This is a genomic window from Clostridium chromiireducens, assembly GCF_003575225.1.
GTDB classification, from domain to species: domain Bacteria; phylum Bacillota; class Clostridia; order Clostridiales; family Clostridiaceae; genus Clostridium; species Clostridium chromiireducens.
This window is the reverse complement of sequence record NZ_QXDJ01000002.1, coordinates 1,068,367-1,083,573: the sequence shown is the minus strand read 5'-3', so window position 1 is coordinate 1,083,573 and position 15,207 is coordinate 1,068,367. Positions and strand designations below refer to the sequence as shown.

Genomic DNA, 15,207 nt, shown 5'->3' with positions numbered 1-15,207 from the left:
AAATTTGCTATTTAAAGTTTTGATTTTCAAACTTATCGTCTCCCTGCTTATAAATATCTATATTACGTTTATTGACTAACTTAACATTTGTTAAGGATTTAGGATTAACTTCAGACTTTTTTTGAATTTTATCCATTATAATATTTACCGCCTTATACCCCATCTCATCACTTTTTTGAACTATCGTTGCTGAAACTAGTCCAGTTCTTATGTTATTTAAAGTTTCTTCTAAATCATCAAAACATATAATTTTCACTTTACCTTTAGCATTTAAATCGTTTACTGCTTTAGCGGCTCCTATTCCATCTAATGCTGACGTGCAAAACAGTGCATCTATTTTATCATTTCTATTTAGTATTTTTCTTGTTACAATCTCCGCTTCAAGAAGCATTGCATCAGATGAATCCACATCCACAATCTTTAGGTTTGAGTTTGATGTAATATAATCTTTAAATCCGTCCACTCTTTCCCTTTGATTTTTAACATCCTTCCCCCCCATTACTATTGCAACATTTCCATCTACTCCAATTTGCTTTACAGCTTCTTCTCCAGCAACTTGTCCCGCAAGAATGTTATCTGTTCCTACATATGCTATTCTATTGCTATTTTCTTCATCTGAATCTATTGTCACAACCGGTATTCCTTTTTCTATAGCACTATTAATTTGCTTTGCATACTTTCCTTCTTCTTGGACATAAGTTATTATTCCACTAACCTTAGCCGATGTGGCCATGTCAAAAAGTTTTAGACCTTCTTCTGTATTTGCAGTAGTAGGCCCCAAAAATTCAACTACCGCCCCTCTTTCTGCTGCTGCCCTTTCTGCTCCTTTCTTTATGCTAAGCCAATAGGGATTTGTCTTAATGTGAGATATTAATACTATTTTAGGTTTTATATTTTCATTTTCTACCTTCTTGTCCTTTAATAGATTGAGAAAAAATAAATTACTACCTAAAAAAAGCACTACAAGTATAATCCCTAAAATACTCTTTAAGTATTTCATTAACAAGTTCTCCTTTTCATTAGAATTAATTCATAAAATTTATTTAATTAAAAACTACTTTTTAAATGTTCTTTAATAATGTTATTCTATATTTCTTCTTTTTTTAAGTCAATGTTTTTTTGTATAGCTTTTCATAAAACTAAAATTAACCACAATCTTTTCAAAATAAACCTCTGACCATATTTACATTTATTAAATACTAAATTTGAGTAATAAAAAAGAAATATGAGAAAATATTTTTGTTTTTCTCATACCTCTAAATCATTGTTTTAAATTCTATAACTAGCTTATTTCAAATTAAAATTTATATTTATAATTTTCATAATTCCACTTTTGCAGATCATATTTTAAATTTCAACACCATTTCATTAAGTTTTTGAGCAAGTTCAGCTTGATTTTGAGCTGTTAAAGCAACTTGTCCTATTGCTTTTGTCGTTTCATCCACACTTCCTTTTATTGTTTCAGCATGTTCTGATGATTTTTGCGACGCCACTGCAACATTTTGTATTGCCTCACTTACTTGTCCAATTGTAGCAGCAAGTTCCTCAGACATAGATGCTATTTCCTCAGACATTTTGCTTACAAACTCTGAATCTCTATAATATGTATTTCCAACTTTCTCAAACTCTTCGAACTGTAGATCTACATCTTCATTTATAAATTTCAATACTTCATCACCGTTTTCAGATAGATTTTTAAATGCATCTTGAACCTTAGTAATAGTATCCTTAATCCCTATTACTGCTTGTGATGATTGTTCTGCAAGTTTTCTTATTTCTTCAGCAACAACAGCAAACCCTTTGCCTTGATCCCCTGCTCTTGCAGCCTCTATAGACGCATTTAATGCTAATAAATTTGTCTGTTCAGATATGCTTGCAATTGTATCTGCCATTACCCTTATATTGCCTACAACCTTGCCATCTTCAATCGCCATTAACATATTATTTTTCTTTTCCTTATATAAACTTCTAACGCTTCTTATTGCTTCTTTCCCTTTTCTCTCGACTTCAGCAGCTCTTTCTTTTGATTGATTAGCATTATTACTTCCAACCATTGCTTCTTCTGAAAGTTCATTAATACTTGAATCTACTTCTTGAACAGATGCTGATACTTCTTCTGAAACTGCGCTTGTTTCTTGAACTCCCGATACAATATTTGTTAGTGCATTATCAATTTCTTCAGTTTTTACCGATAATTCTTCTACTGTAGCTGACAGTTCTTCACTTGATTCACTCATGACCTGTGAATTACTTATTATTGTCGTTACAAGTTCTTTAATATTCTGCTGAGCTTTTATTAGCGCTCTGCCCGTTTCTCCAAATTCATCCTTCCTTGCAATTTCAAAGTTCTTAGACAAATCAAAGGCAGCAAGATTTTTTGCGATCCCCATCATTTTAATTAATGAACTGTTTATATCTTTCGATATAAGTAATCCTATGACAATAGCTAGCAATAATCCTACAATCATTAATACTGTCATAATATTATCACTATTTAAGTATATAGAATTATTCTTAATATTATGTTGTTTTGCACTTTCAATATTTATATTTATTACCTTATCAATATTCTCCATCAATTCTTCTCTAATCTTTGGTATCTGTTGATATTCTTTTGCTGCTTCGTCGTATTTTCCACTATCAACAAGTTTAATCACATTATCTGTTTTTATTCTATATTCGCTAAGCTGATTTTTAATTGTTGGCCATACTTCTTTTTCTAAAGGATCCATAAAAATATTTTCATAATTCAATATATCCTCATCATACTTCTTTATATTTAGTTGAATATCTTTCTCTAAATCAGTTTTTTTCGAAATATCTCTTATATAAACAAGTTCTATAACATCACTTTTAGTACTAACTAATGATTGTTTTATTTCAGTAAGTAATTGTATAGATTGTAAATCATCACTATACATTGATTTCGAATTTGCATCTACTGTTTTTAGTGATGCTTTTCCTATTATAGCAACGACAGATATCAATATCGCCATAATAAGAAAAGATAAAAGTAATTTAGTCTTTACTTTAATATTTTTTATAAACATTATAATTTCCCCCTTTTTCTCAATTAAAAATATATTTGATAGAATTATAATATTTTAGTAAAACATGTAATGATAGTATGTCAATTATATAAATTTATTATGTCAAAACCATGACAATTGGATTATTATGGAATCAAATAATCTTTCCATCAAAAAAAGGACTAAGTTTTTTCCTTAATCCTTTATTTTAATCAAAATCTATTTCATTTCTCCAACTTGTTCGTATACATGCATCTCAAAAATCCGCCCCATTTGTCCAATAGATTCTTCAATAAAAGCGAATCCAATTGATATGATTCTAGAAAAACATAAGCTACAGTATCGATTAGATTACCATAGCTGTTAATTAGTACATTAGTTCAACTTTTCCAAAAAATTTTGTAGCATTTCCGCAGTAATTCCCCATATATTATAGGTTTCATATTTATAAAATAAAGATTTGTAATTAGCTTCTCTAAATTTGTAATTTTCTCTATTAACAATCAAATCGTAGGGAAATTCTTTGGCTCTCTCTATATTTATTTTGTTGTTAAACTCAAGGGGTTGATGTTCTAAAAGATAAGATAATGGTACATAAAACACATGATCAACTTCATCTTCACTTATTTTTATTTCCTCAATATTTTTAATAACCCCTACATATGGATGAATTATTATACCATCATATCTAACTACGGTATCTAGTTCATTTATTAAATTAATATTCTTTATACCAAGCTCTTCTAACATTTCCCTAAGAGCCGCTTCTTTAGGAGTTTCATTTTCGTCTATCTTCCCTCCCGGAAAACAAATATCACCCGGCTGGCTATTTAGTTTCTTTGATCTAACCTCAAATAATACATGCACTACTTTATTAATTTCTACTAGCGGAATAATTATAGATGATCTTCTCATTCTTTCCCAGCCATTGATATATGGCTTACTATTTCCTATTTTATTCGTTATATTCTCTAAATTCATATGCTATAATCTCCCCCTAACTAGTTATTCTATAGATATATTATATCAAATTCTTAACTTTAAAAACACAAAAGCTGCACTTTGCTAATAATTATTATATAACGAGCTCGCTCAAAGATACCTCAATAGTGTAAACTTTTTCTTCTATTTAAATAATGCAACATAATGACCTCTATTTTCATCTTTCGGTATCCGAACAATTTTATTTTCTCCTCTATACAAAAATAAACAGAGTTGTTAGAAATTTAGTTTCTATTTCTAACAACTCTGTATGCTTCTAATAATATACTAAAAAGCTATTTCCTCATACAATTCCTTAATTGAACTAAAGCTATATGTGGGTTTAAATTCCGTGTTTTTCAAATCTTCCTTTGTTGCTTCTCCTGTGAATACTACAGCAGTATCAACGCCGCCATTTATCCCACAAGCAATATCAGTATACAGTCTATCCCCTATAACAAGAGTTTCTTCTCTTGAAAACCCAGTTTGTTCTAAACACATTTCTACAATGGTCTTATTAGGCTTACCTATATATAAAGGTTCCCTTTTTACTGCATGCCCTATCATTTCGCATATTGATCCACAGTCTGGAATAAAGCCAAAAGTAGTTGGACAAACAAGATCAGGGTTTGTTGCTACATAATCAATATTTCTTGTAAGTAATAATTCACATATATTTTCTACCTTCTTATAGTTTAATTCATTATCAAAACCTACAACTGCACAAACTATATCGTCATCTTGTTCTTCTGTAACATTCACATTAAATCTTCTAAGTTCTTCAATAAATGATTTTGTTCCAAGAACAAATATTTTTTTATCATCATAAGTTTCTCTTAGATATAATGCTGTTGCATATGATGATGTTACAAAGCTTGTTTTATCTACCTTGATATCAAACTTTTCAAATTTTATGATATAATCCTCAATACTTTTAGTAGAATTATTAGTTATAAAAATATATTTTCCACCAATGCTTAAAACATAATTCATAAACTCTAAAGTTCCAGCAATTAATTTAGTATCTAAAGCTATTGTTCCATCAATATCTAATAAAAATAGTTTTTTATCTTTTAACATAATATTACTCTCCGTAAAATAAATTTGTTAATTTATCTGCACATTCTTCTAATTTATTTTCATTTTTCGCATATTGTAAAATAGTAAACCTTGGTCTTATTTCAAGAGCATGAATTATACTTCTGCGGAATAATTCTTTTTCAATACCTAGCGTTTTAGGACTTGACTTTGCTCCAATACAATCTAATAACTTTATAATTTCTTCAGCAGTCGGAACTTTAATCCCATATCTTTCTTCTATTTTAAGTTCATTATATATCCATGCTGATATAATGGTACCTACTCCGACTGAATTTCCATGAAGCGGATGTTCCAAATTCCTTGAAAGTTTATCTATTTCCCAATAATGAGAAAGATGATGTTCTGCTCCTGACGCTGGCCTTGAATTTCCTGATAAAGTCATAGCTACACCAGATAAAATAAGTCCTTCTGCTATATATCCAATTGCTTTTGGATCTCTATTAACTGCACCTTCTATATTATCAAAGCATTTATTCATAGCATCTCTTACTAGCTTTTCAGTAGTATGACAAAAATATTCGTCATTTTTTTTATGAGACAACATCCAATCTGAAAGCGCTGTATATTTTCCAAGTATATCTCCAAACCCTGCACATATCATCTCAAAAGGAGCATTTTTCATAATATTAGTATCTGCTATAATAGCATATGGATGAGTTCCTGGATATGTTACTTTTGCTCCATCAATAATTAATGGTGATACTGTTGATGCATACCCATCCATAGACGGAGCAGTTCCAATGATAACATATGGTATTTTGGTTCTTGCACTAACCATCCTGCTTATATCATTAATACTCCCTGACCCTACTGCAACAATAAGTTCTGTTTCATCATCAACTTCAACAAGTATTCTACCTATTGCTCTTTCATCAGGAACTAAATCTCCTTGACTGCTTAAAATAATGTTTTTAGTTCTATAGCCTGCCTCATCAATTATACTTTTCACATCTTTACCTAATACTTCATAAGTGTTATTATCACTTACTAATAAAATTTTACTTGGCAGGATTTCTTTCACAACATCTAAAATTTTAATATATACACCTTCTCCGACATATATATGTTTCATTTCTATCTTATGTTGCTTTCCACAACTGCACTCAAACTCCATATCTGCCATTTCTTTAATTTCTTTACTTAAAATATCATCCAAAATAAAATCCCTCCCTAACCTTGTGCCTAGTCACTATGATCCTTACGATTTAATTTAAATAAAAATATCATGCTAACAAGAACTAGTATGATTTCAACAAAGATTTCAGATGCTGATTCCACCTGAAGCAAGTTTTACATAATTTACAATTTAGTTTAGCCACATCTAAATTATATAATATATTACCTCTAATTAACAGCGTACAAGTTCCTTATATTTAGTGTAAAAAATCATAGTCTTTTTTAGTCTATATTACAATATTAAGCTATTGAAGTTAATGTTATAATATAAGGATAAAACTAATATTTATCCTATTTAAATGTTCACTTTAGAAAACCTTCAAACAAACATTAAGGTTCTATTTTTTCTGCTTTATTTTATTAATTATTAAAATAATTATTCACATTTATTCTTATACAATGTATAATTAAATTAATGTTATGTTTAAATTTGTATATAAAAGTATAATGTTTATATACAAACTATAAGAAAAATCTATAATTTTTCTTAATATTTTTATTTTAACTTTTATGAGAATTACATTTTATTAAAATAAACACTAAATTAATTAGAGGAGATTATTTATGATACATATAACTAACTTAAAAGACAGTTTACCTATTTTTAAAGCTTTAAGTTCTGACGTAAGAATTAATATATTAGATATTTTATCACAATTCAAACAATTAAATATGAATGAATTATCTGAGAAGCTGGATTTAACTAATGGTGCGGTTACTATGCATATAAAAAAATTAGAAGAGTGCGGATTAATAAAAACAACTAACTTGACTGGGAAGCATGGACTTCAAAAAATATGTTCTCTTCACGAGGATAAATTTGTAATTGATATAGGTAAGCAAGATTTAGAAAATTCGTATGATATAGATTTAAATATAGGTCATTATTCCAATTATGATATTGCTCCTACTTGCGGAATCGCTACCAAAGAAAAAATTATCGGAGAAGTTGATAATCCAAATTACTTTGCAGACCCTGAAAGGATTAATGCTGATATACTATGGTTCACTAAGGGATACATTGAATATAGAATTCCTAATTATCTAAAACCTAACGAAACATTTTCTGATCTTCAAATATCTATGGAGATAAGCTCCGAAGCACCTGGTTCTTGTAGTGATTGGCCTTCTGATATTCATTTCTATGTTAATAATGTTAATATAGGTAGTTGGACCAGTCCTGGAGATTTTGGTGATAACAAAGGAATCTTAACACCATCTTGGTGGTTGTCAAATTGGAATCAATATGGACTTTTAAAACTTTTAAATATTAATGCATTTGGAACTTTTATTGATGGAATAAAAATTTCAGATATCACTTTAGAAGATTTAGGTTTGACGTATAAAAGTGATATACTTCTTAAATTGGCTGTTCCAGAAGAAACAAAGCATGTTGGTGGATTAACTATCTTCGGAAAAAACTTTGGTAATTATAGCCAAGGCATAAACGTGAGACTTGTTTATAATGAATTAACTCAACAAGATATTTAAGAAATAATATCGGTTATAAAATATAGATATCTATTTTTTTATAAAACAAAAACATGAATGAATATGAAGTAACTTCATATTCATTCATGTTTTGTTTTATGAGAAATTTACTTTTTGTTCTCAAAATTTTTTCATATACTATCTCATGAGTTTTCCCCATAAAGACACTCCATTTTTATCAATTACAGTAAACACTAAGGTTTGCTTTTTATTTTCCCAATCCCATGATGGGATTACTTTTCCTTTATATTCTACTTTTTTACCATTATTATTCGAAAGTTCAATAATTATATTGTTATCGCCACTTAATTCCCATTTTCCAGATTGTTTTTCGTTCTTAATCTTCCCATTACTTGTAAATTCATATTGTTCTGACGGTATTATTTCATTAATATTTTTATCCTGTAATATTAGTTGCCAATTTCCTATTAGAGCATTTTTTTCAATCGCCTGTTCTTTTTCTCCAGTATACCTTTCTGGTGATACTATAGGCCATCCATCTTCTGACCAAAGAATTTTTCTAACATTTAAATAGAACCAATCTTTATTTTTCTCTGTTCTCACATGATGAACTATATAGTAATTTCCATTATCATTCAATACAGAGTTATGTCCTGGTGCCATCCAGCCTTCATTATCACCAAATTTATATCCACCTAAAATTTTATTCCCAATTTCATTTGGTTTTGAATTTGATATATCAGTCATATCATTTCCGTTACTGTCTAAATAAGGTCCTTCGATATTATCAGCTCGGCCCACTCTAACATTGTAATCTGAAGATAGCGACCCATATGAAACAAACAAATAATATTTCTTTTGTTCTTCATTATAAACTATATAAGGCCCTTCCACAGCTCCACTTACGCCTGCGTCTCTTTTTGAAATATTTTTTCCCATATCATTTTGATTTTCAGGTTTTCCAGTGTTTTTATCAAGCTTTACAATATATATACCATTCCAAAAGGAACCGTATGTCATCCACATTTGCCCATCTTTATCATATACTATATTGGGGTCTAATGCATTTTTATCATCCCCTTGATTGGTTTTCAAAACAACTCCTTTATCTTCCCATGGTCCTTCTATTGATTTACTTTTTAATAATCCAATATACGATCTATTCTTACCGAAAGTTGATGCACAATAATAAAGATAATATTCCTCTCCTACCTTTGTTACATCCGGAGCCCATATTCCTTGAGCGCGACTCCATTTCTTTGCTTCTTCTGGGATTCCTTTTAACGCTTGACCTACGAACTCCCAGTGAATTAAATCTTTAGATTTACGAACCTGTATTCCTGGAGTTGCCGGTCCACCTACCCTCGCATCAGTGGAAAATACATAATATGTGTCTTTATCCTTAAATATTGATGGATCATGAGCACCTAAAGTTCCCCAGTTACCTTTATCAAGAACAATACTTGAATCTCTTAATTCTTCAATTTTAGGATCTTCCGGAAAACTTATTTTCGCCAAACTACTTTCACTGTTTTGTTTTGATGAACATCCTATCATGATGGTGATACCTGCCATAAAAGCTGTTAACATTAATGCCAAAATTCTCTTTCTCATTTTTCTACTCCTCCACTTAATAATAAAATAGGATTTAGTACATGAAGCCTATGCACTAAATCCTAAGTTCTATAAACTAAAATAGTTTATAGATAAATCATTTTCTATTTCTTACAGCAATATTTAAATAAAGTATTCTTTATTTAATCTTTCCTAAGCGAATTACATTCCAAGATGCTTTTCCTAAAGAAGAATTAATAATTCCATCATTTAATTCACTTCTATCTACACATTTCGGAGTAACTGCTTCACCTTTTGGAGAATTTACAATTTTCATATCTTCATGTTCTAATACAATATGTTCAATAATTTTATAACCTACAAAACTTCTTACATCGCAAGTCAATTCAATATTTTCCTCTAGATTACGATTAACTGCAAATATAGTAACTTCGTCCTTTTCTTCATTATACACTGCTATAGATTCAACATCTGTCACATCTGTAAAATCGATAGTGTCATGTTTTGGTGAAGATATTACTGGTTGAAGCGCGATTCCTCTACCATATTTTGAAGCATGTAAATATGGATAATAAATAGTTTGTTTCCATGCCGGCCCATTTTCTTCTGTCATAATTGGCGCTATGACATTAACTAATTGCGCTAAACATGCCATTTTAACTCTATCAGAATGTTTCATTAGAACAATTAACATTAATCCAACTAAAAGTGCATCTTCAAAATTATAAACATCTTCTAAAAGTGCAGGCGCTTTTTGCCATGGATGATTTTTCATTATATTATCATCATCTTGATTCGAATGAAACCATACATTCCATTCATCAAAACTCAAATTCATGGTCTTCTTACTGCGTTTTTTAGATTTTATGTAATCACAAGTAGCAGTAACGGTTTTAATAAAGTGTTCCATATCATCACTTTGAGCCAGGAAATTTGCAGTATCATTTAATCTATTACCATAATATTGATGAAGTGATATAAAATCTACTACATCGTAAGTATGATCAAGAGTTGATGCTTCCCATTCAGGGAAAGTAGGCATGGCTGTATTTGAACTTCCGCATGAAACTAATTCGATATCTGGGTCTATTAATTTCATGGCCTTACCTGTTTCTAGAGCTAATCTTCCATACTCTTCAGAAGTTTTATGTCCTATTTGCCATGGTCCATCCATTTCATTTCCTAAGCACCATGTTTTTATTTTATGTGGTTTATTAACACCATGTTTTATTCTTAAATCACTATATTTTGTACCACCTATATGATTACAATATTCCAAAAGGTTGCAGGCATCTGCAATTCCTCTTGTTCCAAGATTTACTGCCATCATTACTTCAGATCCTACCGCATTAGTCCATTTTGAGAATTCGTTTAATCCAATTTCATTAGTTTCTAAGCTTCTCCAAGCTAATTCTAGTCTCTTTGGTCTTTCTGATATCGGTCCAACACTATCTTCCCAGAAGAAATTTGATACAAAATTCCCACCCGGGTATCTTATAATAGGAACATCTAATTCTTTTACTAATTCCATTACATCAGTTCTGAAGCCATTTTCATCAGCTGACATATGATCTGGCTGATAAATCCCTCCATACACAGCCCTTCCTAAATGTTCAATGAAAGAACCATAAATTCTTTTATCTATTTCGGATATTTTGAAGTCTTTGTCTACTACCATTTTTGCTTTTTTTGCCATTATAATTCATCTCCTTAAGTATTTAGTTTGGACTTTTCATATTAACCCTTTACAGCTCCAGCTGTCATACCATCAACAAAGTACTTTTGGAAGCACATAAATAATATGAATATAGGTAAGATTGAAAGGAAAGAACCCACAAATAATAAGTTGAAGTTGTTTCCATAAGGTGTCATTAAAGTATTTAAACCTATTGGTAAAGTGAATTTTTTAGCATCCTTCAATACTAACATTGGCCATAATAAGTTGTTCCAGCTACCCATAGCATTTAAGATTGCCATTGCTGCAAAGGATGGTTTCATGATTGGTAATATTAATCTAAAGAAAATACCATATTCTGATGCTCCATCTATTCTTCCCGCTTCAACAAGATCCTTAGGAATTCCCGATAAATACTGTCTAAAGAAAAATATTGTCGAAGCATTTGCTATGCTTGGTAAAATAATTCCGGCGTAACTGTTTGTTAAATGCATAGTACTTACTTGACTATAAAGAGGTAACATTAGAATTTCAAAAGGCACCATCATAACGAATAGAACACAAACAAACAAGAAATTTTTCCCTTTAAAATCATACATTGCAAACCCATATGCAACAAATGCACTAATAAATAATTGAAGTGCTACTTGACCTATTGTTAAGAACAAGCTGTTAAAAAACCATATAAAGAAACTATTTTTTGCTGTAAACAAAATAACATAGTTTTTAATAGACATTTTAGATATATCTATTGATGCATCCATACCTTTAGCAACTACTACTGCACCGTCTTTAAAAGTCGAAATGAAAAGTGTGTAAAAAGGAATTAGTAGTATTACTGCTATGACAGTGAATAATATAAAAATCATCACTTTAGTAGGCATATTATTTCCTTGTCCTGCTATTTTTTGAGTGTTTTTTTTAGTTCTTTTTCTACTATATAAACTTACATTACTTTGCATACTAATCCTCCTTATTAAATGTTCCATTTAACTTTAATTGTACTAAGTTAATAGCCATTCCTACGACAAATAGTACTAAACCTACAGCAGATGCATAACCCATAGCATTCTTTTCAATACCTTGTCTATATAAATATCCTACAATTGTAAGACCTATATTATTTGGCGAATTGTTACCGTTATATACCATGTAACTTTCTATAAACATTGCAAGACCTGCATATATTGATATAGTAAGTACATAAATAGTTGTTGGCTTAAGCTGAGGTATTGTAACATATCTAAACTTTTGCCAAATACTTGCTCCATCAATATCTGCCGATTCATATAATTCTGCTGGAATGTTCTTTAATCCCGATAAGAAATATAGCATATTAACGCCTGTCCATCTCCAACAAGCTAAAACTAATAGAACAATAAAGCCTGTAGTTCCATTTTTGAGCCATTTATATGGATCCATTCCAAATAATGCAACGAATTGATTCATTAAAGAAGTAGCTTGTTCTCCGAAGCTGAACCTAAAAACTATACCTGCAACAGCAACAGATGTCAAAGCTGGTATGTATAATGCTGCTTTAAAGAATTCTCTGCCAACCATTAATTTACTGTTTATAATGCATGCTAGTACCATTGGAATTGGAATAAGTAATATTAGTGTCCACACCATATATTTAACACTATTCCATAATGCAATTAAAAAAACCTTATCTCCTAATAATTTCGTATAGTTTTCTAAACCAACAAATTTCCTTGAACCCGGTAATACATTTTGAAAACTCATTATTATCGTGTTTATCATCGGAGAAATAAAAAATACTAAAAACACAAGAATAAATGGCAATATGAATACATATGGTGCTGCTTTTTTATTGTATATAAATCCTTTAAACATTACTTAACTTCCTCCTATTACACACTAAAATAATACAGAGGAGCTATTTTTATAGCTTTATTTTTTGTTAAATAGCTTCCCTGTATTATTATTTTATTATTTCAATTCATTTTCAGCTTGTTGTTGTGCTTCATCTAACGCTTGTTTTATATCTTTTTTATCTTCAAATATACTATTTAAAGTAACTGTACATAAAACATTATTGATATTTGGACTAGCTTCAGTTGATTTAATTAATGATATTTCGTTCTTAATTTCATTTAATGTATCAAAAGGATTAGTCTTGAAGTATTTTATAAACTTATTATCTTTGTTTTGAGTAAGCTCTTTATTAGTCCATAAATCTGTATTTACTGGATCAAACCCTAATTCATTCCATATAGCTTTTTCTCCATCTTCAGAAAATTTAGCATATGCTATGAATTCTTTAAGGTTTTGTTTGTTTTTAGCAGTTTTAGTAACAGCTGTACCAGTACCACCTAAACCTACAGAACGTGGTTGACCTTTTTCAAATACAGGAGCTGGAGCAATTGCCCATTTACCTGCTTGATCAGGCATATATTGTAAAAATCTTGACATATACCACATTGCTTTAATTACAACTGCATAATCTCCATTATTTATTGCACCTTCAGCATCTGTTGTATCAGGTTGCCCACCCGGAATAGTAGCTATAGCATGAGCATCTTGCATGTCTCTTAAGGTAGTAAGTGCTTTAACCATTTGAGGGCTGTTTAATTGTGGCTTACCACTTGCATCAGTATAGTCAGATTTTTGTTCTGCTAACATAAGACTTGTTTGCCAAATAGCACTTGTATCGGCTGTACCGAAATTTTTACCAGTTGCAGCATAATATTTAGCACCTGCTTTTTTGAAATCATCCCAAGTTACTATAGATTTATAATCAATTCCTGCTTTTTCTAAAAGTTCTGTGTTATAGTACGCAACAGTAGCACCAACATGATAATCAAGTCCATATACATGATTGTCTTTACTGTAAATATCTACACGTGATTTAACTACCTTGTCCTTATATGGTGCATATACATCATCAAGTGGCTCTAGCTGTGGTTCTCCCTTTAAGAAGTTAGGGAATTTACCTAATTCTATATCTACTGCATCAGGAGCACCTTGTCCAGACAATAGAGCTGATTGTAATTTATTGTGCATATCATCATAAGGTAGCACTGTAACATTAATATTTAGTTTCTTATCCGGATTTTTTTCATTCCATTTAACTACCATCTCATCCAGGAAAGTTTTATGCATATCAACGAATGTCCACATTTCTAATTGATCACCTGAGGCTGAAGCAGTTGAATTATCCTTTCCGCTTTCGCCAGCACTTGTAGCAGAACTATCACTACTACCGCATCCAATTAACATCGATGCTGCAAGAGATGTTGTAACAACAGCAGTTGCAAGTTTTTTTAATATTTTTACACTTTTCATATTATTTACCTCCCATTTTTATAAATGAAGTTAATATATTAGCGAACATTATTCTTCTCGTGAAAGTTGAAGTAACATATCTCAAAAAAATAATGGCCAAAACAAATGAATTATTTATTATTTCTTATTTCTTCTTTATACGTTTACTTTAAATATATATTGATATAAGGTTCAAACACAGCATACATTACTCAAGGTTTATTTTATACAATTCTAAAATATATTATAATAACCACTTATTTTATAAATATCGATTTTTTCTTCAATTTAATTATCATATGTATATTTTTGTAATATTCTATAAATTTTATTATCAGTAACCCTTTTCATTTATGGTATTTTGGTTTGTCCTTATATATTTATTATATACCTACATCTTCCAAAGTCAACACTTTATATTATAATTCATTAAATTATTTTAATCTTTTTTAAACTATAATATATTTATTATTTTAGAAATTCTTGAAGTTAAGCACTTCAAATGATATACTAAATCTAAACTTATCTAAAACAAATCCCCTACAAAGTTACAATTATTAATTTGTAATTTATTTCTTAAACAGAAAACCATTACATGATTAAGGAGACTGATTAATATGAAAATATTTGTACCCAATTTTCATCGTGAAGGCCCTGGTGTAGATAAAAATGAACCCGAAAAGAAAGGCATTTCACTATTTTTTTATCTACTATTAAATAAATTTTGGGACATACTTAAACTTAATATGATTTTTATCCTATATTCTATTCCTATAATTACTATAGCTCCCGCTTTTGGAGCAATGACATCAATTACCATGTCAATGGTTAGAGACAAGCATGTCTTTATTTTTTCCGATTTCCATGAAGCATTTAAGCTTAATTGGAAGCAATCAGTAGCTTGTGGAATTATAAATACTATAATACTTGTAT

General features: G+C 30.0%; 11 protein-coding genes and 1 pseudogene. 2 read left to right on the top strand and 10 right to left on the bottom strand.

Going from position 1 to position 15,207, the window contains the following annotated elements; translation table 11 throughout:
- Positions 1 to 7: 7 nt before the first annotated feature.
- From D2A34_RS10365 to D2A34_RS10345, 5 genes are all read right to left on the bottom strand, one after another.
- Complete coding sequence (locus tag D2A34_RS10365; protein ID WP_119366565.1) at positions 8 to 1,000, bottom strand: substrate-binding domain-containing protein; 993 nt, start codon at positions 998 to 1,000, stop codon at positions 8 to 10.
- Positions 1,001 to 1,340: 340 nt separating this feature from the next.
- Entirely contained in the window at positions 1,341 to 3,053 is a 1,713-nt protein-coding gene (locus tag D2A34_RS10360; protein ID WP_119366564.1) for a methyl-accepting chemotaxis protein, read from the bottom strand.
- Between the two features lie 351 nt (positions 3,054 to 3,404).
- A complete protein-coding gene (locus tag D2A34_RS10355) occupies positions 3,405 to 4,010 on the bottom strand; it encodes an NUDIX hydrolase (RefSeq protein WP_119366563.1) in 606 nt (201 codons plus the stop codon).
- Positions 4,011 to 4,298: 288 nt separating this feature from the next.
- On the bottom strand, positions 4,299 to 5,090 hold the full coding sequence (locus D2A34_RS10350; RefSeq protein ID WP_079441646.1) for an HAD-IIA family hydrolase: 792 nt from the start codon (positions 5,088 to 5,090) through the stop codon (positions 4,299 to 4,301).
- Between the two features lie 4 nt (positions 5,091 to 5,094).
- The gene (locus D2A34_RS10345) at positions 5,095 to 6,267 is read right to left on the bottom strand and encodes a sn-glycerol-1-phosphate dehydrogenase (protein ID WP_119366562.1); all 1,173 of its coding nucleotides are present in this window, start codon (positions 6,265 to 6,267) and stop codon (positions 5,095 to 5,097) included.
- Positions 6,268 to 6,851: 584 nt separating this feature from the next.
- Here D2A34_RS10345 and D2A34_RS10340 point away from each other — a divergent pair.
- The gene (locus D2A34_RS10340; RefSeq protein ID WP_079441923.1) at positions 6,852 to 7,778 is read left to right on the top strand and encodes an ArsR/SmtB family transcription factor; all 927 of its coding nucleotides are present in this window, start codon (positions 6,852 to 6,854) and stop codon (positions 7,776 to 7,778) included.
- A 138-nt stretch (positions 7,779 to 7,916) separates the two neighbouring features.
- On the opposite strand, the gene D2A34_RS10335 is transcribed toward D2A34_RS10340, so the two are convergent.
- From D2A34_RS10335 to D2A34_RS10315, 5 genes are all read right to left on the bottom strand, one after another.
- Positions 7,917 to 9,353 (bottom strand): arabinan endo-1,5-alpha-L-arabinosidase, encoded by a 1,437-nt coding sequence (locus D2A34_RS10335; protein WP_119366561.1) that lies wholly within the window; start codon positions 9,351 to 9,353, stop codon positions 7,917 to 7,919.
- 139 nt (positions 9,354 to 9,492) lie between these two features.
- The gene (arfA, locus tag D2A34_RS10330; RefSeq protein WP_119366560.1) at positions 9,493 to 11,010 is read right to left on the bottom strand and encodes an arabinosylfuranosidase ArfA; all 1,518 of its coding nucleotides are present in this window, start codon (positions 11,008 to 11,010) and stop codon (positions 9,493 to 9,495) included.
- Between the two features lie 41 nt (positions 11,011 to 11,051).
- Positions 11,052 to 11,951 (bottom strand): carbohydrate ABC transporter permease, encoded by a 900-nt coding sequence (locus tag D2A34_RS10325; RefSeq protein WP_079441920.1) that lies wholly within the window; start codon positions 11,949 to 11,951, stop codon positions 11,052 to 11,054.
- Between the two features lies 1 nt (position 11,952).
- Complete coding sequence (locus D2A34_RS10320; RefSeq protein ID WP_079441919.1) at positions 11,953 to 12,843, bottom strand: carbohydrate ABC transporter permease; 891 nt, start codon at positions 12,841 to 12,843, stop codon at positions 11,953 to 11,955.
- A 96-nt stretch (positions 12,844 to 12,939) separates the two neighbouring features.
- Positions 12,940 to 14,295 carry an ABC transporter substrate-binding protein gene (locus D2A34_RS10315; RefSeq protein WP_119366559.1) on the bottom strand — a complete coding sequence of 452 codons (1,356 nt, stop codon included), beginning with the start codon at positions 14,293 to 14,295 and terminating at the stop codon, positions 12,940 to 12,942.
- A 596-nt stretch (positions 14,296 to 14,891) separates the two neighbouring features.
- Between D2A34_RS10315 and D2A34_RS27555 the strand changes: the two are divergent.
- Positions 14,892 to 15,203, top strand: a pseudogene (locus D2A34_RS27555) (DUF624 domain-containing protein); the annotation flags it as partial.
- Positions 15,204 to 15,207 lie beyond the last annotated feature (4 nt).